The organism is Bradyrhizobium sp. LB14.3 (assembly GCF_040547985.1).
Classification (GTDB): Bacteria; Pseudomonadota; Alphaproteobacteria; order Rhizobiales; family Xanthobacteraceae; genus Bradyrhizobium.
Genome location: NZ_JBEPQT010000017.1, coordinates 1 through 25316, shown reverse-complemented (window position 1 = coordinate 25316; position 25316 = coordinate 1). Strand labels below are relative to the sequence as shown.

General features: G+C 63.9%; 24 protein-coding genes, 1 tRNA gene and 1 pseudogene. 14 read left to right on the top strand and 12 right to left on the bottom strand.

Annotated elements, in window-relative coordinates; genetic code table 11:
- Positions 1-104: 104 nt before the first annotated feature.
- Positions 105-998 (top strand): DUF4339 domain-containing protein, encoded by an 894-nt coding sequence (locus ABIB00_RS26385; RefSeq protein WP_354106376.1) that lies wholly within the window; start codon positions 105-107, stop codon positions 996-998.
- 31 nt (positions 999-1029) lie between these two features.
- Here ABIB00_RS26385 and tesB read toward each other — a convergent pair whose 3' ends face one another.
- Positions 1030-1902 (bottom strand): acyl-CoA thioesterase II, encoded by an 873-nt coding sequence (gene tesB / locus ABIB00_RS26380; RefSeq protein ID WP_247447901.1) that lies wholly within the window; start codon positions 1900-1902, stop codon positions 1030-1032.
- Positions 1903-2051: 149 nt separating this feature from the next.
- Between tesB and ABIB00_RS26375 the strand changes: the two genes are divergently transcribed.
- The gene (locus tag ABIB00_RS26375; protein WP_354106375.1) at positions 2052-3272 is read left to right on the top strand and encodes a ubiquinone biosynthesis hydroxylase; all 1221 of its coding nucleotides are present in this window, start codon (positions 2052-2054) and stop codon (positions 3270-3272) included.
- Between the two features lie 32 nt (positions 3273-3304).
- Here ABIB00_RS26375 and ABIB00_RS26370 read toward each other — a convergent pair whose 3' ends face one another.
- Together ABIB00_RS26370 and ABIB00_RS26365 are read right to left on the bottom strand one after the other, a co-directional pair.
- Positions 3305-3502, bottom strand: coding sequence for a Trm112 family protein (locus ABIB00_RS26370; protein WP_027535355.1), 198 nt, complete (start codon positions 3500-3502; stop codon positions 3305-3307).
- Between the two features lie 61 nt (positions 3503-3563).
- A complete protein-coding gene (locus ABIB00_RS26365) occupies positions 3564-4094 on the bottom strand; it encodes a TetR/AcrR family transcriptional regulator (RefSeq protein ID WP_247444192.1) in 531 nt (176 codons plus the stop codon).
- 108 nt (positions 4095-4202) lie between these two features.
- Between ABIB00_RS26365 and ABIB00_RS26360 the strand changes: the two genes are divergently transcribed.
- The 6 genes from ABIB00_RS26360 (at position 4203) to ABIB00_RS26335 (ending at position 10030) form a co-directional block, all read left to right on the top strand.
- Complete coding sequence (locus ABIB00_RS26360; RefSeq protein WP_354106374.1) at positions 4203-4553, top strand: hypothetical protein; 351 nt, start codon at positions 4203-4205, stop codon at positions 4551-4553.
- A 43-nt stretch (positions 4554-4596) separates the two neighbouring features.
- Positions 4597-5400: a crotonase/enoyl-CoA hydratase family protein gene (locus ABIB00_RS26355; RefSeq protein WP_354106373.1), complete on the top strand. Its 804-nt coding sequence runs from the start codon at positions 4597-4599 to the stop codon at positions 5398-5400.
- Positions 5401-5425: 25 nt separating this feature from the next.
- On the top strand, positions 5426-6223 hold the full coding sequence (locus tag ABIB00_RS26350; protein ID WP_354106372.1) for an SDR family oxidoreductase: 798 nt from the start codon (positions 5426-5428) through the stop codon (positions 6221-6223).
- A gap of 176 nt (positions 6224-6399) precedes the next feature.
- Positions 6400-6678, top strand: a complete 279-nt coding sequence (locus tag ABIB00_RS26345) for a PepSY domain-containing protein (RefSeq protein ID WP_247352511.1) — start codon at positions 6400-6402, stop codon at positions 6676-6678.
- A 63-nt stretch (positions 6679-6741) separates the two neighbouring features.
- Positions 6742-7335, top strand: a complete 594-nt coding sequence (locus ABIB00_RS26340; protein WP_354106371.1) for a cytochrome b/b6 domain-containing protein — start codon at positions 6742-6744, stop codon at positions 7333-7335.
- Positions 7336-7531: 196 nt separating this feature from the next.
- A complete protein-coding gene (locus ABIB00_RS26335) occupies positions 7532-10030 on the top strand; it encodes an EAL domain-containing protein (protein WP_354106370.1) in 2499 nt (832 codons plus the stop codon).
- A gap of 12 nt (positions 10031-10042) precedes the next feature.
- Here ABIB00_RS26335 and ABIB00_RS26330 read toward each other — a convergent pair whose 3' ends face one another.
- A complete protein-coding gene (locus ABIB00_RS26330; RefSeq protein WP_247352505.1) occupies positions 10043-10720 on the bottom strand; it encodes an LON peptidase substrate-binding domain-containing protein in 678 nt (225 codons plus the stop codon).
- 31 nt (positions 10721-10751) lie between these two features.
- A complete protein-coding gene (trxA, locus tag ABIB00_RS26325) occupies positions 10752-11675 on the bottom strand; it encodes a thioredoxin (RefSeq protein WP_354106369.1) in 924 nt (307 codons plus the stop codon).
- 273 nt (positions 11676-11948) lie between these two features.
- Here trxA and ABIB00_RS26320 point away from each other — a divergent pair.
- The 4 genes from ABIB00_RS26320 (at position 11949) to ABIB00_RS26305 (ending at position 15526) form a co-directional block, all read left to right on the top strand.
- Positions 11949-12023: transfer RNA gene (locus tag ABIB00_RS26320), tRNA-Gly, on the top strand.
- Positions 12024-12099: 76 nt separating this feature from the next.
- A complete protein-coding gene (locus ABIB00_RS26315; RefSeq protein WP_354106368.1) occupies positions 12100-13086 on the top strand; it encodes an NAD-dependent epimerase/dehydratase family protein in 987 nt (328 codons plus the stop codon).
- Positions 13087-13464: 378 nt separating this feature from the next.
- On the top strand, positions 13465-14733 hold the full coding sequence (locus tag ABIB00_RS26310; RefSeq protein ID WP_247352500.1) for a PQQ-dependent sugar dehydrogenase: 1269 nt from the start codon (positions 13465-13467) through the stop codon (positions 14731-14733).
- Positions 14734-14932: 199 nt separating this feature from the next.
- Positions 14933-15526, top strand: a complete 594-nt coding sequence (locus tag ABIB00_RS26305) for a c-type cytochrome (RefSeq protein ID WP_247352498.1) — start codon at positions 14933-14935, stop codon at positions 15524-15526.
- A 12-nt stretch (positions 15527-15538) separates the two neighbouring features.
- Here ABIB00_RS26305 and panE read toward each other — a convergent pair whose 3' ends face one another.
- From panE to ABIB00_RS26285, 4 genes are all read right to left on the bottom strand, one after another.
- Positions 15539-16462 carry a 2-dehydropantoate 2-reductase gene (panE, locus tag ABIB00_RS26300; protein WP_354106367.1) on the bottom strand — a complete coding sequence of 308 codons (924 nt, stop codon included), beginning with the start codon at positions 16460-16462 and terminating at the stop codon, positions 15539-15541.
- Positions 16463-16611: 149 nt separating this feature from the next.
- Positions 16612-17220: a 2-hydroxychromene-2-carboxylate isomerase gene (locus ABIB00_RS26295; RefSeq protein WP_247352494.1), complete on the bottom strand. Its 609-nt coding sequence runs from the start codon at positions 17218-17220 to the stop codon at positions 16612-16614.
- 94 nt (positions 17221-17314) lie between these two features.
- Positions 17315-18664 (bottom strand): MATE family efflux transporter, encoded by a 1350-nt coding sequence (locus tag ABIB00_RS26290; RefSeq protein WP_354106366.1) that lies wholly within the window; start codon positions 18662-18664, stop codon positions 17315-17317.
- A gap of 85 nt (positions 18665-18749) precedes the next feature.
- The gene (locus ABIB00_RS26285; protein ID WP_247444182.1) at positions 18750-19331 is read right to left on the bottom strand and encodes a DUF2239 family protein; all 582 of its coding nucleotides are present in this window, start codon (positions 19329-19331) and stop codon (positions 18750-18752) included.
- A gap of 166 nt (positions 19332-19497) precedes the next feature.
- Between ABIB00_RS26285 and ABIB00_RS26280 the strand changes: the two genes are divergently transcribed.
- Positions 19498-20163 carry a glutathione S-transferase family protein gene (locus tag ABIB00_RS26280; protein WP_354106365.1) on the top strand — a complete coding sequence of 222 codons (666 nt, stop codon included), beginning with the start codon at positions 19498-19500 and terminating at the stop codon, positions 20161-20163.
- A 33-nt stretch (positions 20164-20196) separates the two neighbouring features.
- On the opposite strand, the gene ABIB00_RS26275 is transcribed toward ABIB00_RS26280, so the two are convergent.
- On the bottom strand, positions 20197-21492 hold the full coding sequence (locus tag ABIB00_RS26275; protein ID WP_247352487.1) for an MFS transporter: 1296 nt from the start codon (positions 21490-21492) through the stop codon (positions 20197-20199).
- Positions 21493-21588: 96 nt separating this feature from the next.
- Positions 21589-23340, bottom strand: a complete 1752-nt coding sequence (ggt, locus tag ABIB00_RS26270; protein ID WP_354106364.1) for a gamma-glutamyltransferase — start codon at positions 23338-23340, stop codon at positions 21589-21591.
- Between the two features lie 100 nt (positions 23341-23440).
- Between ggt and ABIB00_RS26265 the strand changes: the two genes are divergently transcribed.
- Complete coding sequence (locus ABIB00_RS26265; protein WP_354106363.1) at positions 23441-24823, top strand: MFS transporter; 1383 nt, start codon at positions 23441-23443, stop codon at positions 24821-24823.
- Positions 24824-25122: 299 nt separating this feature from the next.
- Here the strand turns inward: ABIB00_RS26265 and ABIB00_RS26260 are convergent.
- A pseudogene (locus ABIB00_RS26260) lies at positions 25123-25316 on the bottom strand (IS110 family transposase); the annotation flags it as partial.

The window sequence follows — 25316 nt, the reverse complement described above, 5'->3', positions numbered from 1 at the left end:
CTGTACAGGGCAGCCGTTCATCCTCCACAATGCGTTTTTGGCATGGATGCGGTGAACCCAAGCGTCCCGGCCGGTACATAAGTATGTTTGAGGGGGGACGCATCATGGCGAATTGGTTCTACGCATCCGAGGGCAAGCAGCAGGGGCCCTATCCGGAAGGGCAATTCCGCGACCTGGCCGCGCAAGGAATCGTGCGCCCGGATACGCTGGTGTGGTCGGAGGGCATGGCCGGCTGGCAGAAGGCCGCCGAAATCCCCGGCCTGATCGGCGGCGGCGGCGGTGCGCCCCCGATGATGCCGGCCGGTGGACCGCCGATGATGGGCTCCGGCGGTTATGCTGGCGGTGGCGGCGGCGGATCGCTGGCGGTCGATTTCGGCATCCTCGAGTTCACCTGGCGCAGCATCGTGATGCTGATCGGCATGTGCTTCATCATCCCGGTGCCGTGGGTGTTCGTCTGGTACACGAAATGGATCGTGTCCTGCGTGCAGGTCCCCGGAAGGCCCAATCTCAGCTTCACCGGCAATGCGATGGCGCTGGTGCCCTGGTATTTCGGATTCATCGTTCTGGCGATCGTGATCGGCTACATCGGCGTCCCGTTGCTGAGCAATTTGATATTCATCGCCCAGATCGTTCTCTACTGGCTCCTGATCAAATGGATGGTCGCGAACCTCGCCTCCAACGGGCAGCCGCTCGGCCTGAGCTTCACCGGCACGGTCTGGGCCTATGTCGGCTGGAGCCTGCTGTTTGCGATCTCCATCATCACCATCATCGGCTGGGCCTGGGTCGCCGCGGCTCAGATGCGCTGGTTCTGCCGCAGCATCGAAGGCACGCGGCGCGAGATCGTCTTCAACGGCAGCGGTCTCGGGATTCTCTGGCGGGGCATCGTGGCCGCATTCCTGTGCGGCTTCATCATCCCGATCCCCTGGGTGTATCGCTGGATCATGAACTGGTTCGCCTCGGAGACTGTCCTGGCTCCGCGAGGATCGCTCCGGGCATGACGTCGAGAGCCATAGGCGCGATCAATCGCGCTTATGCCTCTGGGGTTTTCCGTTCGCGCACGGAGCCTTCCTGCGCGACGGAGGCGACCAGCGTGCCATCGGCCTTGAAGATCGAGCCGCGGGTCAAGCCGCGGCCGCCTCGCGCGCTCGGCGAATCCTGTGCGTAGAGCAGCCATTCGTCCGCTCGGAACGGACGGTGAAACCACATCGCGTGGTCGAGGCTCGCGGGCATCATGCGCTTGTCGAACAGGGTGCGGCCGTAGCGCGCCATGATCGCGTCGAGCAGCGAAAAGTCCGACGCATAGGCCAGCGCGCACATGTGCAGCGCCGGATCGTCCGGCAGCGTCGCTGCGGTCTTGATCCAGACATGGATGCGGCCGTCCTCTATCTTCTGTCCGAAATAGCGGCCGAGCTCGACCGGGCGCAGCTCGATCGGACGGTCGGATTCATAGTAGCGGCGGATGAACTCCGGCATCTCCTTGAACATCGGCTGCTTCGCCACCTCCTCCGCGGTCAGCTTTTCCGGCGGCGGCACGTCGGGCATCTTGTCCTGGTGGTCGAACGCGCTCTCCTCCTCGGCATGGAACGACACCATGACCGAGAAGATCGCGTTGCCGTGCTGGATCGCGGTGACGCGGCGCGTCGAGTAGCTCTTGCCGTCGCGCAGGCGCTCGACCTGGTAGATGATCGGGATCTGCGGATCGCCCGGCAGGATGAAATAGCAGTGCAGCGAATGCGGCAGCCGGCCCTCCACGGTCCGGCAGGCCGCGACCATCGCCTGTCCGATCACCTGGCCGCCGAACACCCGCTGCCAGCTGGTCTTGGGGCTGTTGCCGCGGAACAGGTTCACCTCGAGCTGTTCGAGGTCGAGGATCGAAATGAGGTCGATCAGGCTTTTGGACATGGTGGTGCTTTCAAAATGCCTCGCCATTCCGGGTTGGTGCTTGTGCGCGCCCCGGAATGACAGCTCGGGCCGTTCCGCCCTTGTTTCACCGCACTGTTTCGCCCACCTCAAGTCTGCTAGCAAGACCAGGATTTGGCCGGGAATTGGGTATGTCAGTACAGGGTAGCATTGTCATCGGTGGCGGCGCGTTTGCGGGCCTTGCGCTGGCCCTGGCGCTGCGCCAGGGGCTCGGCCCCGAGATCCCCGTCATCGTCGCCGACCCCGCGCTCTCCACACGTCCGAGCCGAGACCCGCGCGCGACCGCGATCGTGGCCGCCTGCCGCCGCCTGTTCGAGGCGATCGGCGCCTGGGACGACGTCAGGGGCGAGGCGCAGCCGATCCTCGACATGGTCGTCACCGATTCAAAGCTGGAAGACGCCACCCGTCCGGCGTTCCTCAACTTTGCCGGCGACGTCGCGCCGGGCGAGCCGTTCGCGCATATGGTCGAGAACCGCCGCCTGATCGATGCGCTGGTGGTGCGCGCCGAGGCCGAGGGCATCGATCTCCGCGCGACCACCGTGTCGTCTTACGACGCGCGTTCCGAGGGCATCGACGTGACGCTCGGTGACGGCAGTGTCATTGCGGCGAGCCTCCTGGTTGCGGCCGACGGTGCGAAGTCGAAACTGCGCGAGCGCGCCGGCATCGCCACCCATGGCTGGGAATATGACCAGTCCGGCATCGTCGTCACCGTCGGGCATGAGCGCGATCACGAGGGCCGCGCCGAAGAGCACTTTCTGCCCGCCGGTCCGTTCGCGATCCTGCCGCTATCGGGCAAGCGCTCCTCGCTGGTGTGGACCGAGCGCCGCAGCGAAGCCGCGCGCATCATTGGCTTGAGCGACGAGGAATTTCACGGCGAGCTCGAGCGACGCTTCGGCCTGCATCTCGGCGAGGTGAAGGCGCTCGACAAGCCGCTTGCGTTCCCGCTGTCCTATTTCGTCGCGCGCTCCTTCATCGCCCAGCGTCTCGCGCTGGTCGGAGATTCCGCCCACGTCATCCACCCGATCGCGGGCCAGGGTCTCAACATGGGGCTGAAGGACGTCGCCGCGCTGGCCGAGGTCGTGGTCGATGCCGCGCGGCTCGGCATGGATATCGGCGGCGCCGACGTGCTCGAACGTTACCAGCGCTGGCGGCGCTTCGACACCATGGCGATGGGCGTTGCCACCAACTCGCTGAACTTCCTGTTCTCCAACCAGTCGACGCTGCTGCGCACGGTGCGCGACATCGGCCTCGGCCTCGTCGACCGCGCCCCGCCGCTGAAGAACCTCTTCATCCGCCAGGCCGCGGGTTTGACCGGTGAGATACCGCGGTTGTTGAAAGGCGAGGCGTTGTAGGATTTTCGTAGCTCCATCCGGCTACAAAACCCTCAATCGATCTTCCGCGCCTCTTCCGGCAGCATGATCGGGATGCCGTCGCGGATTGGATAAGCGAGCTTGGCGCTGCGCGAGATCAGCTCCTGCTTTGCAGAATCGAACTCCAGCGGGCCCTTGGTCAGCGGGCAGACCAGGATCTCCAGCAATTTGGGATCGACGCTGGGTTCGGGGCGTTCGGTGGGCGCGTTCATTTTTGTCTCCGACGATCGGTTGCCTCTAGCACAGAAAACCGCGGCCGCCCATTGCGGTCCGCTAGGCCGATACCATCCGCAGGATCTCGTCGAGCAGGCCCTGGAGTCGTGCCGCCGGCACCGGCGTGCCCGACAAGGCAAAACCGAGAAAGGTCCAGTACAGAACCTGCGCCCGCGCCTGCGCTATCGCGGGCGCAAGCCCCCGCTTCGAGAGCAGCGTCTCGATATAGTCCAGTCTGCGCCGGTCGATTGCACGCACCGCCGATTGTGCCGCCGCATCGAAGGCCGCCCAGTTCCGCACCGCGCGCTCGAGGTCGAGCCGCGCGCCAAACGTCCTGCGCAGCAGCGCTTTCAGCGGCTCGTCGCTGGCGGCTTCGACATCGGCGATGATCTGCTCGGCCGCGATCTCGCGCCAGCGCTTCAGGACAGTGGCGTGGAACGCGCCGAGATCGGCGAAATGCCAGTAGAAGCTGCCGCGCGAGACGCCCATGGCCTTGGCAAGCGGATCTGCCTTCAGGGCCGTGAAGCCGCTTTTAGCCAGCGCCTTCAGTCCCTCCTTGATCCAGTCGTCGGCAGAGAGCTGTTCGGTCATATCGGGTTCCCGGAGTCCAACCATACACTAGTGTATTGACAGACAGCAAGCCAGCACTTATCTATCCATACATAGCTGTATGGATGAAGCCTTAGGGAGCCCCTGACCATGCGTGACCTCTTGCTCCAGTGCGCCGGCGTCCTGACCATTGTCGTCGCGCTCATCCATGGCATCCTCGGCGAGGCCAAGGTCTTTGCCCGTGCCCGCATCGAGCCGGAACGGCTCCGGACCCTGATCCGCCTGGTCTGGCAGGCCTCGACCGTCGCATGGATCGGCGGCGGTGTGCTCCTGATCGCGGCGCCGTGGATGGAATCGGAGCCGGCGCGCCACTGGATCGTCGTCACCATGGCCTGTGTGTTCGGTTTCTCCGCGCTCGCCAACGCATGGGCCACGCGCGGCCGGCATTTCGGCTGGATGGCGCTCAGCACCGTCGTCGTCATCGCGGTTGCCGGCTACTGAGTACCAAAACGAGAAGTCACGCGTTACAGCGGAGAGCGGCGCCATGGAAAATCGTGTTCGCCTGACCATTGACGACGGTGTGGCTCATGTCCGGCTGAATCGTCCGGACAAGATGAACGCGCTCGATCCGGCGATGTTCGAGGCGATCATCGAGGCGGGTAGCAAACTTGCAAAACGCAGCGACGTCCACGCTGTCGTCCTCTCCGGCGAAGGCCGCGCCTTCTGCGCGGGGCTCGATCTGGACCGGCTTCTGGCCACGACGACCGGCGAGCCGTTGATCCCCTCGGTCGACCTGACGCGCCGAACCCACGGTCTGGCGAACTATGCCCAGCACCTCGTGTGGCTCTGGCGCGAGCTGCCCGTGCCTGTGCTGGCCGCAGTCCACGGCGTCGCCTTCGGCGGCGGCTTCCAGCTCGCGCTCGGCGCCGATCTCCGCTATCTCGCGCCCGACACGAAGCTCGCAATCATCGAGGCGAAATGGGGGTTGGTGCCGGATATGGGTGGCACGCAACTCATGCGCCGCCTCGCGCGCGAGGATGTCGTGCGCGAATTGACCTACACCGGCCGGGTGTTCTCGGCGCAGGATGCGCTTGCCTATGGCTTTGCCACGAAGCTCGCCGACGATCCCGTGAGGGCTGCGCTGGCAATCGCGCACGAGATTGCGGGCCGGAGCCCGGATGCGGTGCGCGCCGCCAAGCGGCTGCTCAATCTGGCCGCGACCTGCGACGTGGCCACGGGTCTCGCTGCCGAAACGGCCGAGCAGGCGGCACTGCTCGGTTCCGCCAATCACGTCGAGGCGGTCAGAAGCAATCTCGAAAACCGCACGCCGCGATGGTGTCACCCATGAGCGCAACACGAACGAACTTTGAAGCATGGCCCTGACACTCGTCACCGGCGGAACCGGCCATCTTGGCCGGGATATCGTCGATCGCCTCGTTCGGGACGGACATCGGATCCGGGTTTTCGCGCGATCGCCTGCCGTGCGACCGGACGTCGAATGGGCAACCGGCGATCTCGCCACCGGCGTTGGGCTGCGCGAAGCGCTGCATGGTGTCGATACGGTCATCAACGCGGCGACCTGCTCGCCGATCGCGCGGCGCGGCGGTGTGCGGCCCGTGGACTTCTTCAGATCGCCCTCCGCCGTGGATGTCGAGGGAACGGAGCGGTTGCTGTCGCTATGCCGGAAGGCGTCGGTGCGGCACTTCCTGCACGTCTCGATCGTCGGCCTCGAAGAGGCGACCCTGCCGTATGCGCGGGTCAAGCTGGCCGGCGAGCGGCTGGTGCGTGCGTCGGCCCTGTCCTGGTCCGTGGTTCGCGCAATGCCGTTCTACTATCTGCTCGACAAGTTCCTCTCGGGCCTCGCCTGGCTTCCGCTCTGGCCGGTGCCGACCACGACGTTCGATCCCGTCGACGCTTCCGATGTGGCCGCTCATGTCGTGACTTGCGCGTTCGACGGGCTGCGCGGCGAGCGCACGGAGATCGGCGGCCCCGAAGCGCTCGATCTCGTTACCTTCGCCCGCCAATATCAGGATGCGAGGAAATTGCATCGAAGGATCCTGCCGATCGGCCTTTCGGATGCGAAGGCCCGGGGCATGGGTATTGTCGTCAGCCGCGGCGTGCGTGGACGTCTCTCGTGGTCGGATTGGCTGCGCGCAAACCGTGAGACGTAAGGCCGCAGTAGTCCGGCAAATGCGTGCTGCATACGGAGAGAACTGATCTTTTTCGGATCGTTAGAATAACTCTAAAGCCTGCCGGCGCTGAACCGGATTGACTTCATCATGTGCTTTGCTTCCTTCGGTCCCGCTTCGCCCCAGGCGCAGCGCCCACGACAGAGGAGGAGACGTTCGTGAAGGTCATTCGTGTTGTTGCCATTGCATTGACGATCGGGATTGGCGCGGGATCGGCGGCCATGGCTGACGGTTTCAAGGACTGCACCAAGCTCGACAAGGCGTCGTGGAAGCCGGCGAGCGAAGCCGAAGCCAAGGCCAAGGCGCTGGGCTACGAGGTGCGACGCTCCAAGATCGAAGGCTCCTGCTACGAGGTCTACGGCGTCAAGGAAGGCAAGCTTTACGAACTGTTCTACAGCCCCGAAGATCTCAGCCTCAAGCACACGATTGCGAAGTAGACCGCGCGAGATAGTCTGCGCGCAAATGGTCTGCGCAAAGTCACGCCTGAGGGTGGCCCTCGCTTGATTGAAGAACCGGTACCGGAAGCGCGCGGGGTGTCCAACCGGAGCCCCGCGGATCGAACCGCTTCGCGGACAGTCACGATCTGGGATCTCCCGCTGCGCCTCTGGCACTGGGCGCTCGCGGCTTGCGTTCTGGCCGCCTGGTTCACGCCCACCGTCTATGACGGACTTCACGGCATCGTCGGCTATGCGGTGCTCGGGCTTCTCGCCTTCCGTCTGGTCTGGGGTTTTTGGGGAAGCCGCTATTCGCGCTTCCGCATGGTCGGCGTCAGGCTTCGGGCCGCGCCGCGCTATCTCTGGAATCTGCGCCGCGGCATCACCGGCCGTTATATCGGGCTCAATCCCGCCGGCACGTTGATGCTGGTGGCGCTGCTGGCCTCACTCGCGGTCTCGACGATATCAGGCGCGATGTCGGTGACCGTGACCTTCTTCGGCGTCTGGTGGGTCGAGGACACCCACCATTATTCATCGGACGCGGTCATCGTCCTGGTCGTGCTGCACGTCTTGGGCGTGCTGCTGATGGGGCTTCTTCAGCGCGAGAACCTGATCCGCGCGATGATCACGGGACGCAAGCGCATCCGCGGTCATCTCTAAATGTCCGTTGCGGATCTCGGCACAGGTTGTTCGCAGTCTGATGGCGCTACATCCTCCGCGCAAATGCTCGGCAAATCGAATTGCATAGATAGCGTTAACCTGCCGCTAAGCATGCAATCAGGAGTTGCACCAAATTAACGCGAAGAACGTTTAGCCCATCCACAATCGGCGATATCGGACGACGGAGGCGATTTCGATGTTCCGCGTTTTTACCTGCCTCACGGCAGAGCATGATTGGCGCCTTGTCATGCTCGCCGGTCTGGTTTGCTTCGCCGCAAGTATTGTAGCCGTCAGCATTTTTCATCGGGCGATCGCGTCGCGAGCTTGGACCCGGCTGATGTGGATTGCGATCGCCGGCGCCGCCATCGGTTATGGAATCTGGGCAACGCATTTTGTTGCAATGCTCGCCTACGAGCCCGGAGTCTCAACCGGTTACGGCATCGCTCTGACAGCTCTGTCGCTCGCCGCGGCGATGATCCTGACGTCATGCGGTTTTGGCGTTGCCGTCAGCAATTCCGGCCCGTGGCGCGCGGCTGCCGGCGGCGGAATTATCGGCGCCGGTATTGCGAGCATGCACTATCTCGGCATGTGGGCCCTCGAAGTGCCTGGTCGCGTGAGCTGGTCGCCGGAGCTGGTGCTCGTCTCCATCGCCCTCGGCATGGTCCTGGGCTACGCCGCCCTTGCGGTTGCGCTGGGCAGCAAGAACAAGTGGGGGACCTTCGTAGCGGCGCTGCTGCTGACTCTCGCCATCGTGTCGCATCATTTCACGGCTATGGGGGCCGTGCAGATCATCCCAGACCCGACGCTGGCAAGCGATACCTTGTCGCTTTCTCCCGGCTTCCTCGCCGTGGCAATTGCGGGTGTGGCTCTGTCAGTACTCGGGATGAGCTTTATCGGCGTGCTGGCGGATCGCCGCCTTGCGACCAGAACCAGCAGATTCGAGGAAATCATCAGTGAGCTTTCGCTCGCCAGGCAACAGGTAGAAGATTCGCAAAAGCAAATCCAGGACCAGAAAATCAGGCTGGACACGGCCATCAACAACATGGTCGAGGGCCTTTGCATGTTCGATGCGGAGAAGCGGCTTGTCGTCTGCAACGAGCGTTATGCCCTGCTCTATCGGCTGCCGCCGGAGCTACTGAGGGCGGGGACATCGCACACCGACATCATCAGGCATCGCATCGTGAAGGGAGTCCTCAAGGGCGACCCCAGCGAGGACGCTGCCGAGCAATTCATCTCGAAGCTGGCCGCGTTGCCTTTCGATGCTGTCTCGAGCAGAATCGACGAGTTTGCGGATGGTCGGCTGATCTGCGTGACGCGACAGCCAATGGCCGGTGGCGGATGGGTGGCTACGCATCTCGACGTCACCGAGCAACGCCGGTCCGAGGCGAAGATCACTCATATGGCGCAACACGATGCGCTGACCGATCTGCCAAATCGCGTGCTGCTCAGAGAGCGGATGGAGCATGCCATTGCGGTTACGCGCAACGGCGGCGTCGATCTAGCCGTGCTCATACTTGACCTCGATCGCTTCAAGGAAGTCAACGACACCCTTGGACATCCGACGGGCGATTCCCTGCTGCGCGCCGTTGCTGCGCGTCTGCGCGAATGCACCACGGAAACTGCGTTGATCGCTCGACTGGGCGGCGACGAGTTCGCGGTGATCGACTACGTGACCAGCCCAGCCGTGGAAGCCGCCGCCCTCGCCGAGAACATCAGAAAAGCGCTTTGCGAACCGTTCGATCTCGGCGATCACCGGGTCACGGTGGGCACCAGCATCGGCATTGCCATCGCGCCGCGTGATGGCAACGATTCCGACGTGATCATGAAGAGTGCGGATCTCGCTCTCTACTCCGCCAAGAGTGGCGGACGTGGTGCATTCCGCTTCTTCGAGCCGGAACTCGACGAGCTCATGCATGCGCGACGCAACCTGGAGCGCGACATGCGGGCTGCGATTGCCGGCCATCAATTCGAGCTCCACTACCAGCCGTTCGTCAGCTCCGCGACCGGCAAAATCAGCGGCTTCGAGGCCTTGCTACGCTGGCATCACCCACAGCACGGTCTGGTCATGCCGAACGAATTCATCCCGCTTGCGGAGGAGACCGGCTTGATCGTGCCGCTGGGAGAATGGGTCCTGAGAACCGCCTGTGCGGAAGCGGCCAAATGGCCTGCGCATGTCAGGATCGGGATCAATCTGTCTCCCGCTCAATTCAGGAGCAAGGAGCTTGTTCCGGTCGTTATCGGCGCGCTGGCGAATTCGGGAGTCGCGTCGCACCGACTCGAGCTCGAGGTCACCGAGACGGCGATCATGCATGACAGCGAGGCTGTTTTTGCAGTGCTCGGCCAATTGCGCGAACTCGGCGTGCGGATCGCCCTGGACGATTTCGGCACCGGCTATTCATCACTGAGCTTTCTGCAAAGATTCCCGTTCGACAAGATCAAGATCGACCGCAGTTTCGTCAACGAACTATCCAGCGCGCGGGCAGAGGCGCACCATCTCGCGCGAGCAGTGGTTCGTTTCGCAATCAGCCTCGGTAAGGTGACGACCGCCGAGGGCGTCGAAACGAAGGAGCAGCTGGATATCCTCCGTGAGGAGGGGTGCGTCGAGACGCAAGGCTACTATTTCAGTAGGCCGATGCCTGCATCCGACATCGCCAGAATACTGCGAGGTGCCGGAGCGGCCGTCCGCGCTGCCTGAGCGTCCAAGCCCTCACTGCAGCGGCGGATCGCCGCTGGTGCGCTTCTTGGCGAGATCCATCTCGGTGACGGCGATCAGGATTTCGGCGCGGGTCTTCAAGTCAGGCGCTTCCAGCATCGCTTGCTTCTCGGCCACGCCATAGGGCGACATCATCGCCAGCGCGTTGACGAGCGCCTCATTGGGAGCGGTCTCGACGCCCTCCCAATCGACCTTGAGGTTGTTGGCCTTCAAAAAGTCCGCCAGCACCGTCAGCAGCGCCTCGCGATCGACCTCGTCCTCGCCCATGCGCGGCGTGAAATCGTCGACGAAGGCGAAGAAGTCGACCTTGCACTGCCGGTAGGCGGTGAGCACTTCGAGCTCCTCGAGCACCCTGAAGCGCGAGACGCCGGTCAGCTCGAGAATGTAGCGGCCGTCGCCGGATTCGGCGAGCTGGGTGATGCGGCCGACACAGCCGACGCTGAACAGCGCCGGCCTGTCGGAGTTCTTCCGCGAGTGCGCGATGTCGGGCTGGATCATCCCGATCAGGCGATGGCCGTCGCGGAAGGCATCGTCGATCATCGCGAGGTAGCGCGGCTCGAAGATGTTGAGCGGCATCTGCCCGCGCGGCAGCAGCAGCGCGCCCGGCAGCGGAAACACCGGAAGGATCTCCGGAAGGTCGGCGGGCCCGCGATATTCGATATTGATCGGCATCTGCCCGGTCCCCTGGCCTTGCCTGCTCGCCTTAGGAAAACAGGATGATCGACAAGCGCTTGCGTCCCTCGACGGTTGCATCATCCGTGCCGCCCCAGGCCTCGAAGAACTGCACCAGCTGCTTGCGGGCGCCGTCGTCGTTCCATTTGCGGTCGTGCTTGATGATCGCGAGTAGTTGCTCGGTGGCGGCGGCGCGGTTGCCTTGCGCGTTGAGCGCGGTCGCGAGGTCGAATCGCGCCTGATGATCGAGCGGGTTTGCGGCGACTTTCTGTTCCAGCTCGGCGACCGGCCCGAGCGATTGCGCCTGCTCGGCGAGATCGATCGCGGCCTGCACGGCTTTCACCGCGGGGTCGTTGCGCTTGGATTCCGGCACCATGGCCAGCGTCTGCTTGGCCTGCTCCATCGCGCCGGAGGTGGCGTAGCATTTCGCGAGTCCGGCAAGGGCCGCGATGTTGGTCGATTCGTGCTCCAGCACTTCCGCGTAGATCTGGGCGGCCGCAGCGGCATCGCCCTCGGCGAGCACGGCCTCGGCCTCTTGGAGGATTTCCGCGACATTCGGCTCACCCGGGGCGGTCACGCCCTTGGTCAGCTTCTCGATGAAGGCGTTGAGCTGGCTCTCCGGCACCGCGCCCATGAAGCCGTCGGCCGGCTGGCCGTTGACGAAGGCGATCACCGCCGGAATCGACTGGATGCCCATCTGGCCCGGGATCGCCGGGTGCTGGTCGATGTTCATCTTGACCAGCTTGACCTTGCCCTTGGCGGCCTTGACGGCCTTTTCCAGCAAGGGCGTAAGCTGCTTGCAGGGGCCGCACCATTCCGCCCAGAAGTCGATCAGCACCGGCTGGTGCTTCGATTCCTCGATGACGTCCTTCACGAAGGTCTGGGTGGTCGTGTCCTTGATCAGATCGGTCGCAGCCGGGCCCGCCGCTCCGTTACCCTGTTCGATGATCGTCACGGGATCCCCTCGTCTGTATCTGGAATGGCGGGTCTTTAGCACGCCGCCAATTCATATGCTTCGCTGTCCGCCCTAAAATTGGGCCGGGGCGGCCGAATTTCAATCCGTGCGCGACGATTCGGCGGTTGCGGGGCGTTTTTGGCCGATTTGCCCGGGTTTGGGTCCATATGGGCCGTCCAATGCGAATCTATGCCGCGCGTAGCTGTTGCATTCGGCGTCCGGTTTTGGCATACGACAGCCGTTGCCGGGCGCGTCACGCGGCCGACACAGGATGCGGGTGTAGCTCAGTGGTAGAGCACGACCTTGCCAAGGTCGGGGTCGAGGGTTCGAGCCCCTTCGCCCGCTCCAATTTTTCCCAAAGTATCCAGCCGAGCCGGACGGGGTCGTGGTTTCCCACGCCGGTGGCGGCTGTATTGGGCCTCGAATGACAGTTCTGGTCACAGGCAGCGCCGGCCATCTCGGGGAGGCCCTTCTCCGCACGCTCCGCGGACGCGGTTCAACTGTGCTTGGGATCGATTTGAAGGCATCGCCCTTCACCGATGCCGTCGGCTCGATCGTCGATTCTGATTTCGTGCGAGGCCAGATGGCCGGCGTTACCGCCGTGATCCACACAGCGACGCTGCACAAGCCGCATGTGGCGACGCACTCCAAGCAGGATTTCATCGACACCAACGTCACCGGCACGCTCAATCTGCTCGAAGCGGCGGTGTCCGCTGGCGTGCGCAGCTTCGTCTTCACCAGCACAACCAGCGCGTTCGGCTCGCAGCTTCGGCCCGACGCCGGCCAAGCCGCGGTGTGGGTCACCGAGGACCTGCCGGCGGTGCCCAAGAACATCTACGGCACGACCAAGCTGATGGCCGAAACTCTCTGCGAGCTGTTCTGTCGCGAGCGCGGCCTGCCGGTCCTGATCTTGAGAACCTCGCGCTTCTTCCCCGAAGACGATGACGATCCTGCAATGCGATCAGCTTACGCGCCGGAGAACGCGCAGGCCAACGAGCTGCTCTATCGCCGGCTGGATATCGCGGACGCGGTGAACGCCCATCTGCTCGCCGCCGAGCGGGCGCCGAAGATCGGGTTTGCCCGCTACATCGTGTCGGCCACCAGCCCGTTCGAGCAGCGCCATCTGGCAGCACTTGCGCGCGATGCGGCCACTGTCGTGCGCGAGCTCTATCCGGATTGTGCGGAGCTCTATGCGGCGCGCGGCTGGCGGCTGTTCCCCGAGATCGACCGGGTCTATGTCAACGACCGCGCGATGCGCGAGCTGGGCTGGCGGCCCGCATTCGACTTCGCCCATGTCCTGAACTGCCTTCGCGATGGCCGCGATTTTCGCAGCACGCTGGCGCGCGATGTGGGGTCGAAAGGCTATCACGAGACGATTTTCGGCGATGGTCCCTACCCCGCCGCCCCGTAGTCGCCGCTTTTGCCAATTTGCTCGACGCTTCAAATGCCTGTCCGGGGTCACCGGGACCAAAATGGCCTCCGCCGTTCTACTGTGCATGGGGTTGTTTTCGCGTTTTTTTGTTCCCGACCGTCCTGCTGCCTGCAAATTGGCCACGCGCTGTCTCGATTCCGCGTTGCAGCGAGACCGTGCCGCTGTCGTGCTCGGGCCGAGAACATCCGTCTCAATTTTTATCGAGGGCAATGGCATCGCATGCGGCGCGCTTCTCACTGCTCGCAGATGTGCTAACCTTTTTTGCGTCTGTCCTCTCGACAGACTCAAAACTTCGCCTCTCGACTAGCCATAATAAAATAACGTGCAGCCCTGACGGCTGCCTTAGGGAGTGACGCGATGACATCGATGTTCCATCGATCCGTGTTGGCGCTTGCGGCCGTGGCCCTTCTTGCGGGGACCAGCGCTGGCTACGCGCAGGACAAGAACAAGCCGCTGAAGAAATACGAATCCGGCACCAAGGAGTTCTGGACCCATCCGCCGGATGACTGGTTCCTCGGCGACGAGACCGAGGCGCAGAAGGGCCTGGCGCCGCCGTCGGGTCCGCCGACCGGCGCGTCGGAGGCCGAACTCGCCAATATCGTCAAGAAGGTCAAGCTGCCGGCGGGCTTCAAGATGGAGGTCTACGCGTCCGGTGTGCTGGCCGCGCGGCAGATGGCCTGGGGTGACAAGGGCACGCTGTTCGTCGGCTCGTTCGGCCTCGGCAACGTCTATGCCATCAAGGACAACAACGGCAAGAAGGAGGTCAAGACCATCCTGAAGGGGCTGAACATGCCCACCGGTCTGGCCTTCAAGGACGGCGCGCTTTACGTCATCGCGGTCGACAAGCTGATCCGCTACGACGATGCCGAAGCCAAGATGGATAATCTCGGCGAGGGCAAGGTCGTCTATGACGATATGCCGTCCTATGCCGCGCACGGCTGGAAATACATCGCGGTCGACAAGGAAGGCTGGTTCTACATTCCGTTCGGACCGCCCTTCAACATCGGCGTGCCCCCAACCAGCGTCGCGCAAATCCGCCGCGTCGATCCCAAGACCGGCAATGCCGAAGTCTATGCGCTCGGCGTCCGCAACTCGGTCGGCGGCGACGTCGATCCGCGTACCGGCAAGTACTGGTTCACCGAGAACGCGCGTGACTGGGTCAGCGATGATCTACCCAGCGACAAGCTGAACATGATCTCGAAGATGGGCGAGCACTTTGGCTATCCCTATTGCCATCAGGGTGACCTGCCCGATCCGAAGTTCGCGATGGGCCACAAGTGCTCCGAGTTCACGCCGCCGGTGCTGAACCTCGGCGCGCACGTCGCTCCGCTCGGCATGAAGTTCTATACCGGCGATCAATTTCCGCCTGAGTACAAGAACAACATCCTGATCGCCGAGCACGGCTCCTGGAATCGTCACAAATACCAGGGCGGCCGCATCATGCGCGTGATCGTCGGACCCGACGGCAAGAATGCCAAGCAGGAGGTGTTTGCTTCCGGCTGGATCGAGGGCGACCAGGGCTATCTCGGCCGTCCCGACGACATCATCCTCGCCAAGGACGGCTCGATCCTCGTCGCCGACGATTGGGCCGGCGCGATCTACCGCATCAGCTACAGCAAGAAGTAGCGTACAAGGACGCGAGGCTGCGGGGCAGAGGGGCACCGCAGCCTTTCTCGTTTTCAATTTCGCACGCTGTGGTTCCGAATCTGCGCGCTGCCTGCGTACAAGTCTGGAACCCAAAACCACGAACGAGGGTTATCGAGTCCGGGTTCGTCCTCAGGCGCGCTCCGGGAATGACGAACTCGTCAAAGCGGAATCTTCAATCATGCGCCGGCAGGTCATCTCGCTCGCTATCAACGCGCTCGCGCTCACAGCGCTCGCATTCGTCCCGGCCCAGGCCGCCGACAACGCCGCGATCAAGGAGAAGGCCGCCGTCTGCTCCGGCTGTCACGGCGAGAACGGCATCTCGCAGACCGAGAATATCCCCTCGCTCGCCGGCCAGCCCGATCAATTTCTGCAATGGCAGCTCGTGTTCTTCCGCGCTGGTTCGCGCAAGAACGACCAGATGCAGCCCATCGCGGAGGAAATCACCAACGAGGACGTCCGCAATTTCGGTGCTTATTTCGCGCAAATGACGCCGCCAAAGGGCGAGGAAGACAAAGACCCGGACCTGTCGAAAAAGGGCGCGCAAGTTGCCGTCGGCCGCCGCTGCGCCTCATGCCATACCGATAGCTTTGCCGGCACCAAGGCCGTCGCGCGACTCGCGGGTCAGCGCGAGGAATATCTGGTCAAGGCGCTGCGCGACTACAAGACCAACCAGCGCGTCGGCGGCGGAGGCGCCGCGATGGCTGACGTCGCCTATCACATGAGCGACGAGGAGATCACGGCCGTCTCGCACTATCTCGCGTACTTCAAATAGCGGAAGGTGCGGTCAGCCCGCCCGCTGCTTCTCATACGCCTTCAAATGCGTGTACGCGATGCGCAGCTTCGGCACCGGCACCTTGGCGGCATCGGCGCGCGCGATGAGGTCGCCGATGACGTGATCGGCCTCGACCGGCAGGCCGGCCTTGACGTCCCGGAACATCGACGCCGTCATAGGCGAACCCTCGGTGGTGAGGTTACCCTTCACGCGCTCGAAGAACGGACCGCCCGGCGTGTAGCCTGAGGCGGTGGCGATCGCGCTGGTCTCGTCCAGCATGCCGAGCAAAAAGTCCCTGCCGCCGGGGGCGGCGAGAATGTTGCCGACGGAGGCGCGCATCAGGCTGGTGGACGCCGCCAGCGAGGAGAGGAACACCCACTTCTCCCACATGTCCTGCATGATGTTCTGGCTGGCCGTGGCACCATTGATGCCGTCCTTGAAGGCCTCGTCGATCGCCTTGACGCGATCCGACAGCTTTCCGTCGCGCTCGCCGTAATTGATCGACTGCATCGGCTGGAGCTGCACCACCTCGCGCTTCTCGTTGAGCGTCGCGGCGATGGCGCAGAGGCCGCCGAGCACGCGCTCCTTGCCGAACTTGCCGTCGAGGATATCGAGATGCTTCATGCCGTTGAGCATCGGAATGATCGCCGTGTCGGGCCCGACCGCCGCCGCGAACGACTTGATGGCGTCGTCGAGATCGAACGCCTTGCAGCTCAACAGCACCACGTCGAACTTGTCCTTGAGCTCGTCGGCCTCGACCCGCGGCGGATCCTTCAGCGTCACGTCGCCATTCGGGCTCTTGATGACGAGGCCGGCGCTCGCGAGCTCGCTGGCGCGCCGCGGCCGGACCAGGAAGGTGACGTCGCGGCCGGCCTGCAACAGCCTGCCACCAAAATAGCCGCCGATGGCGCCGGCACCGACCACGAGGATACGCATGGGATTGTCCTTGTTGTTGCTCTTGCTGTTATGCTTGCAATAGTTCTTACTGTTGTTCTTGGCGAACTATCTATAGTCGTCATTGCGAGCGAAGCGAAGCAATCCAGAATGCTGCCGCGATCACATTCTGTCGCTGGAGAATGAGCGGGCTACTTTCCCGACACCATCTCCTCGACCTCGCGCAGCTGCTCCTTGCCGAAGAACATCTCGTCGCCGACGAAGAAGGTCGGCGAGCCGAACGCGCCGCGCGCGACGGCCTCCTCGGTGTTCTTGATCAGCCTGCCCTTCACTTCGGGCTCTTGCGCGCGGGCGAACAGCTTTTGGGCGTCGAGACCGGAAGACGCCAGCGCCTTCGCCGCGATTTCAGGATCGTCCATTTTCTTCGGCTCGCGCCACATGTGATGGAAGGCGGCCGCGACATAGGTCTCGAACACGCCTTCGAGCTGCGCCGCGATCGCCGCCCGCATCAGGTTCAACGTGTTGACGGGGAAGAAGGGATTCATGACATAGGGTTGAACCTGGAAGCGCTTGACGAAGCGCTCGGTCTCGACCGTGTGGAATTCGCGCTTGTTCTTGATGCCGGCGAGCGTCTCGGCCGGCGACTTGTTGTTGGTCGACTTGAAGATGCCGCCGAGCAGGATCGGCACGTACTCGAACTTGACACCGATGCGCTGCTCGATCGCCGGAATCGCGAGATGACTGAGATAGGCGTTCGGACTGCCGAAATCGAACAGGAATTGCGGGGCTGTGCGGGTCAAAATCGTTCTCCCTGACGTCGGTTTTTCACATTGTGGCGCAGCGCGCGCCACGGGTCCACCGCTTAATGACGGTCGTAATCTCTTGATGATGTCGTCAGATCAGACGCCGGATCGTTCGCTTGCGCCACACCAGAAGGTAATAGCCCATCTGCAAAAGGAACATGGCGCAAAACACGATCGGATAGGCGGCCCACACACCCTGTAGGCCGATCGTGCGGCTCAGGATCACCGCAGATGGCAGCTCGATTGCGACAATGGCGACGATCGAGAGCAGCATCGGCGTCAGCGCCACGCCGGCAGCGCGCATCGCGCCTGAAAACACGGTCGCAAGGCCAAACGGCACCGAGCTCCACAACGCAATCTGGAGCAAGCTCTTCGCGAGATCGAGCACGATGTCGTCAGTGATGAAGACACCGAGCACGGCGCGCGGCGCGAGATAGATCAGCGCCACCAGCCCGCCTGTCAGGACGATGTTGAACATGAGGCCGGTGCGTACGATGCCATCGAGCCGCGTTCTGTCGCCGCGGCCAACCGCCTGCGCGCCGAGGATCGAGACCGCGATCGAAATCGATATCGCCGTGAACTGGGTATAGCCCATCACCTGGTTGACCGCGCCATAGGCGGCGGTGGCGTCGGACCCATAGGTGTTGACGAGGCCGAGCAGCACCAGCTCGGCGATCGCCATCACCACCATGCCGATCGCGCTCGGCAGTCCGATACCGAGGATTTGTCCCAGCACCACACGATTGAGCCGGAGATGACGCAGCAGTGCAGCGTCCGGTGCCAACGGATGTTTCTTCCGCAGCAGATAGGCGGCCAGCGGGATCAGCGTCAGCGCGTTGGCGATCGCCGCCGCCCAGGCCGGGCTGGTGATTCCGGCCGCCGGCAATCCGAGCGACCCGTGGATCAGCATTGGCGTCAGGATCAAGCCGATCGCGGTCGACAACGCCAGCGCCAGCAGCGGCGTCAGCGCATCGCCGACGCCGCGGATCATCGCTGTCATCAGCAGGAAGACGAAGCCGAGCGGCATGGTGAACAGCATGACACGGGCATACGCGCTGGCCTGGTCGAGAATGTCCGCGGGGGTCGCAAGCATCATCATCAATTGCCGGCTGAAGATCCCGCCGATCAGCGCAATCGAAATCGACAGCAACAGGCCGACCGCGAGCGTGGTGCCCACGACAATCTTGATCCGACCCTGCTCGCTCGCGCCATGGGCCTGGCCGATCAGGACCGTGGCGCCGGTGCTCAGCCCCATGACGAAACCGAACAGGAAGAATATTACCGGGAAGAACACCGAGACCGACGCGAGCGCGTCGACGCCGATCATCTGGCCGAGATAGGCGTTGCTGACGGTGCCGAACAGCGATTGCAGCGCATTGCTCAGCATCAACGGTGCGAGGAAGCGCAGGAACGTCGTCCGGAGCGGTTTGGAGGCGGACATGGATGTGTCTTTCATCAGGGCATGCGAAGCCGTTGCCGCGCAATGCGCGGCTCGACCGTCGATGGGTTTGTGAGTAAAGGCGCGCCTAGGCGCGGTCGCTATAGGCGAGCTTGACGATGTGATCGCGGATGTCAGTGGGCCAATCTGCGATCAGTCCGGTGAAGCGCCGCCGGTCATCCGCGAACAGCGCGCGCGAAGCTTCCTCGAACTGCGGCAGATTGCCGGCCATGGTCGACATGAAGTGATAGGCCGCATCGCGCGCCTGACGCTCGCGGTCCTTGTCGCCGCTCGCGCGGCGCGCTTCGTCGACGAGCTTTCGCAGCGCGACCGAGGCGCCGCCTGCTTGCGCGTTGAGCCACTCCCAGTGCCGCGGCAGCAACGTGATCTCCCGCGCGACCACGCCGAGCTTCGGCCGGCCGCGGCCACGCGGTTCGCTCGACGGTATCGTCTCCTCAACTGGAGGCGGGACCAGCTTTGTCAGCCGCGCCAACACCTCGCGATCCCCGCCGCGCAGATCGAAGTCGATTGATCGGCCCGTGTCGTCCTCGAAGATGATGATAGGCTCGTCCGGCAATGGGGCGATCCGCTTGACGACCAGCGCGACCTCTCCTGCCGGTCCCGACGCCAGTCGGCGCGGGCCTTGGAATGCGGTAAAAGTCCTCTGCATCGAAATCACTGCCAAATTGACGACGTCGGACAGTTTAATACCCGGGTAAATTCTCGGCGTCAATATACCCGGGTGAAAATATCCGGCCGGATGGCTCGACATTGCGTTCCCGGGCTGGCACGAACGCGCGGCCGATCGACCACGCCTAGCCCCCGGGGACCACGCGATGCTGACCGTACACCACCTCAACAATTCCCGTTCACAGCGGGTGCTGTGGCTGCTCGAGGAGTTGGGCGTGCCTTACGAGATCGTGCGCTATCAGCGCCAGCCGGACATGCGCGCGCCGAAGGAGCTGCGCGCCATCCATCCGCTCGGCAAGTCGCCCGTCATCACCGACAACGGCAACACCGTCGCCGAATCAGGCGCGATCATCGAATATCTCATCGCCACCTACGGCAACGGCCGGCTGGTCCCGCCGCTGAACACGCCCGAGCGGCTGCGCTTCACTTACTGGCTGCACTATGCGGAAGGCTCGGCGATGCAACCGCTGCTGCTCAAGCTGTTGTTCACGCTGATGCCGAAGCGCGCGCCGGCGCTGCTGCGCCCCCTGGTACGCAAAGTCTCGAACCAGGCGCTCAGCGCGCTCGTCAATCCGCAGCTCAAGCAGCACATGGATTACTGGGAAGGCGAGCTCGGCAAGAGCGAGTGGTTCGCCGGCAGCGAGTTCACCGCGGCCGACATCCAGATGAGCTTTCCGCTCGAGGCAGCCCAGGCGCGGGGCGGGCTCGAGCTCGGCCATCCCAAGGCGATGGCGTTTTTGGAGCGCATTCACGCGCGGCCGGCGTACAACCGTGCGCTTGAGAAGGGCGGGCCGTATCAGGTGGGGCGGTAAGTTTCCTCGCCGCCCCCGGGACGATGGTGCCCGTTAGTCCGCGTGCAATATCCGCCCGCGGGTCTCCGGCAGCGCGAAGGCGGCGATGAAGAACAGCGCGTAGGCCACCACTGCAAACATAGCGATCGCGTTCGCGAGTGACGTCGTCGCCGAGAGCGAGCCGACGAGGAACGGAAACAGCGCGCCAATGCCGCGGCCGAAATTGTAGCAAAAACCCTGGCCCGAGCCGCGCAGCCGCGTTGGATAAAGCTCGGTCAGGAACGCGCCGATCCCCGAGAAATAACCCGAGGCGAAGAAGCCGAGCGGGAAGCCGAGCACCCACAGGATTTCGTTGGTCAGGGGCAGCTGCGTGTAGAGCAGCACCACCGCCATCGCGCCGATCGAGAAGATCAGGAACAGATTGCGCCGTCCGATCCGGTCGGCAAGCCAGGCACCAACGAGATAGCCGATGAAGGATCCGATGATCAGCGTCGAGAGATAGCCGGTCGAGCCGACGATCGAGAGGTGCCGCTCCTTGGTCAGGAATTGCGGCACCCAGAACGTGACGGCGTAATAGCCGCCCTGGCAGCCCGTCGCCATCAGCGACGCCAGGATCGTGGTTTTCAGGATCGGGCCGGAGAAGATTTCCCAGAGCGCCGGACGATTGCCACTCGCGGCCTGTTTGGCGCGGGCTTCGGCCGCGACCTCGGGCTCGGTGACGGAGCGGCGGATGTAGAACACCAGCAGCGCCGGCAGCGCGCCGATCACGAACATCCAGCGCCATGCCGTCTCCGGCGGCAAAGCCGAGAACAGGATCGCCTGCGACAGCACCGCGAGGCCCCAGCCGACCGCCCAGCCCGATTGCACCGAGCCGACCGCGCGCCCGCGATATTGCGGCCGGATCGCTTCACCCATCAGCACGGCGCCCGCCGCCCACTCGCCGCCGAAGCCGAGGCCCAGCACCGCGCGCGCGATCAGGAGCTGTTCGAAATTCTGCACGACCGCGCAGACCAACGAGAACACCGAGAACCAGATGATAGTGATCTGGAGCGTCCTGACCCGGCCGATATGGTCGGAGAGATAACCGCCGAGCCAGCCGCCGATGGCGGACGCCAGCAGCGTCACGGTGCCGGCGAGGCCGGCCGATCCCGCATCGACCTTCCACAGCGCGATGATGGTGCCGATCACCAGCGGGTAGATCATGAAGTCCATGCCGTCCAGCGCCCAGCCTGCCGCGCAAGCCCAGAATGTCCGGCGCTCCGGTGCGTTCATGTCGCGATAGAAGGCAAGAAGGCTGGTGTCTTCGATCTCGGCGCGTTCGATGCGCTCGGTCGGATCGGTCGTGGTCATGAGCGTCTCCCCGGCAATTCCCTTATGCGGGCGGTGGTAGCACGCGCGGTGGCTTGCGCAAGCACGAGCAGGCCTTCGCGCTATGCCGGGACAGAGCTACTGCCCCGCGGCTTCCGCGCCTCGCGTGCGTGGATCGCGTGCGCCAAGCGGCCCGTTGGCGGTCACCGCGATCGAGTTCGCCGATGTCTGCCCCATCGGCTCGACGATGAGGTGGTCCATCGCCTTCAGCTCGAGCAGGACATTGTCGGGAAAGCCGCTCTCGATCCGCACCTCGTCGGGCAGCCATTGGTGATGCAGCCGCGGCGCGGCCACGGCGGCCGCAACGTCCATCTTGTAGTCGAGGACGTTGACGATCACCTGGAGCACGGTCGAGATGATGCGGCTGCCACCGGGCGAGCCTGTCACCAGCACCGGCTTGCCGTCCTTCAGCACGATAGTCGGCGACATCGAGGACAGCGGCCGCTTGCCGGGCCCGGGCAAATTGGGCTCGAAGCCGACGAGGCCGTAGGCATTGGAAGCGCCGACAGCTGCGGTGAAATCGTCGAGCTCGTTGTTGAGCAGCACGCCGGTGCCATCGGCGACGAGGCCAAGACCGTAGCTGAAGTTCAGCGTATAGGTGTTGCTGACGGCGTTGCCGCTGCCGTCGACGACGGAAAAATGAGTGGTGTTGCTGCCCTCGTGCGGCGAGGTGGCGGTGGAAACGAGCTGCTTCGACGGCGTGGCGCGATCGGCGGAGATGGTTGCCCGCAGCTTGGCGGCGTAGTCCTTGGCGATGAGCGTCCCGATCGGTGCGTTGACGAAGGCGGGATCGCCGAGATAGCGCGCACGGTCCGCATAAGCGCGCTTCATGGCCTCGATCAGCAGATGCAGCGAGGCCGGAGATCCTTGCTTCAAATCGACGAGCTGGAAGCCTTCGAGGATGTTGAGCGTCTCCACCAGCACCACGCCGCCGGACGACGGCAACGGCATCGACACGATGTCATAGCCGCGATAGGTGCCGCGCACCGGTGCGCGGATCACCGCCTGATAGGATTTCAAATCGGCCGGCGTCATGATGCCGCCCGCGTCGCTCACGGCCTTGGCGAGTTTTTCCGCGACCGGACCTTCATAGAAACCGCGCGGACCCTGTGCGGCGACGGCCGACAGGGTTTCGGCGAGATCGCTCTGCACCAGCCTGTCGCCTTCGCCGAGTGGCGTGCCATCAGGCCGCGAGAAGATTTTGGCTGAGGTGGGCCAGCGCGCCAGGCGCCGGTGCCAGCCCGGCAGTGTGTCGGCAATGTCGTCGCTGACGACGAAGCCGTCGCGGGCGATCGCGATCGCGGGCTCGAGCAATTGCGCCAGCGTGAACTGGCCCGAGCCATATTTTTCCAGGGCCAGCGCAAGTCCCGCGACGGTGCCGGGCACGCCGACGCCGAGCGCGGAATCCCGCGACTTCGCCGCATCGGGCTTGCCGTCCGCGCCGAGGAAGATCTGCGGCGTGGTCGCAGCCGGCGCAGTCTCTCGATAGTCGATGGTGATGTCTTCGTTGCGCTCGGCGGAATGAATCACCATGAAGCCGCCGCCGCCGATATTGCCGGCGCGCGGATAGGTCACCGCCATGGCAAAGCCGGTCGCGACCGCGGCATCGACGGCATTGCCGCCGCGCCGCAGGATGTCCGCGCCGACCTGCGCCGAGATTTTCTCCTGCGCCACCACCATCCCATGCTCGGCGGGAACGGCGTGCACCGTGTCGAGCGCGGGCGGCACATAAGCTCGCCGCGCATCCTGCGCGGTCGCGGTTGGAAGGCTGAACGCCAGAGTGGCAATGAAGGCGAAAAATGCTCGCCGTGTCGAAAAAGACGACATCATCAAATTTCCGCCGCGGCCTTCGGCCAGTTCACACGCGCCGCCGCAATGCTATACGGTTTGACCCAAGAGAAGCAAAACTGTTCGTGATGAGGTCTGGACGATGACGACGATTACCTCGGATGCGCGCATCAAGGCGGAGCGGACCTTTCCGCCGCGCGCCGCCGTCGTCAGCTGGATCTTCTTCGATTGGGCCGCGCAGCCTTATTTCACGCTGATCACGACCTTCGTGTTCGCACCCTATTTTGCCACCGCCATTGCGCCGAATCCCGCTACCGGCCAATCGCTGTGGGGCTTTGCGATGGCTGCCGCGGGCCTCGCGATCGCGCTGATGTCGCCGCTGCTAGGCGCCATTGCCGATGCTTCGGGCCGCAGGAAGCCATGGATCGCTGGCTTCGGCGCGGTGCTGGTGCTGGCATCCTGCACGCTGTGGATCGGAAAGCCCGGCGATCCCTCCATCATTCCGCCGCTGCTCACCGCGGTCGCGCTCGCCAGCGTCGGCGCGGAATTCGCCACCCTCTTCAACAACGCGATGATGCCAACCCTGGTCCCGCCGGAGCGGCTCGGCCGGCTCTCCGGCACCGGCTGGGCGACAGGTTATATCGGCGGCATCGTCAGCCTGATGATCGTGCTCGGTTTGCTCGCCGCCAATCCCGAGACCGGCCGCACGCTGCTCGGGCTCACGCCTTTGTTCGGGCTCGATCCCGCCAGCCATCAGGGCGACCGCGCCGCCGGACCGTTGACCGGACTTTGGTTCATCCTTTTCGTGACGCCGATGTTCCTGTTTACGCCGGACTATCCGGCGAAGCGCCCGGTGCGCGAGGCGCTGCACGAAGGCCTGTCGGAGCTGAAGCAATCGATCAAGGGACTGCCGCAGCGGAAATCGCTCGCGGCGTTTCTGCTCGCCAACATGATCTACACCGACGGTTTGGTGTCGCTGTTTGCCTTCGGCGGCATTTATGCCGCGGGCACGTTCGGCTGGCACACGATCCAGATCGGCACCTTCGGCATCATGCTCGCGATCGCCGGCGCGTTTGGCGCATGGCTTGGCGGCAAGCTGGACGATCGTATCGGGCCGAAGCGTGTGATCGCCGGCAGCATGCTGGTCCTGCTGCTGGCGGTGGCGGCGATCCTGCTGGTCGACAAGGATTCGATCTTCTTCATCGAGGTCGCGCCGCCCGCGCCTGGCGGTGCAATGTTCGCCGCGGCGGCCGAACGCGCTTATCTGGTGCTGGGCTGCCTGATCGGTGCAGCCGGTGGTCCGCTGCAAGCCGCCTCACGCACGCTCCTGATCCGCCTCGCGCCGAAGGACCGCATCGCGCAGTATTTCGGTCTGTTCGCACTGACGGGGAAAGTGACGTCCTTCATCGGCCCGCTCCTGATCGGCGTGATCACCGCGGTGACGGCGAGCCAGAAGGCCGGCATGGCCGTGCTGGTGGTGTTCTTCGTCGCGGGGCTGGGACTGTTGATGCGGGTGCGAGAGTAGTTTCGTAGCCCGGATTCGCTTCGCTCCATCCGGGCTTCTGTAACGGGCCTTGGTTAGTCAATCCCTTTTTGCGTCATTCCTCTCGCCGGGAACCTGCTTCTGTACGGGATCGGCGCGGAGGCCGTCGCCTGATGGGGTTCTAGAGAGGAGCAGGCCGGCCAATCTACGGAAGCGTGATCGCATCGTGGGATGCGTCGACAACCCGGATGACGGCCTGACCTGGTCCATCGTCCCGGCGAAGGGACTTCGCTTCGGGAAGGCTGGTGTGGTGACCCGCCCGAAAACCTGTTCGCTCCTGTTTAGGCTGCGGCGGCGGTTGCCTTGGCAGTCGAGTTGAAAGGTACGTTGTCCTTGAGCATGCGAAGCATGATCACGGCGAGCTTGCGCGCGAGCGCCACTTTGGCCTTGTTCATGCCGGCGCGCTTGGCGATCCGCATTGCCCAGCTCTTGAGCTGCGCGCAGCCCTTGATCGGCTTGGTCAGGATGATGTGGG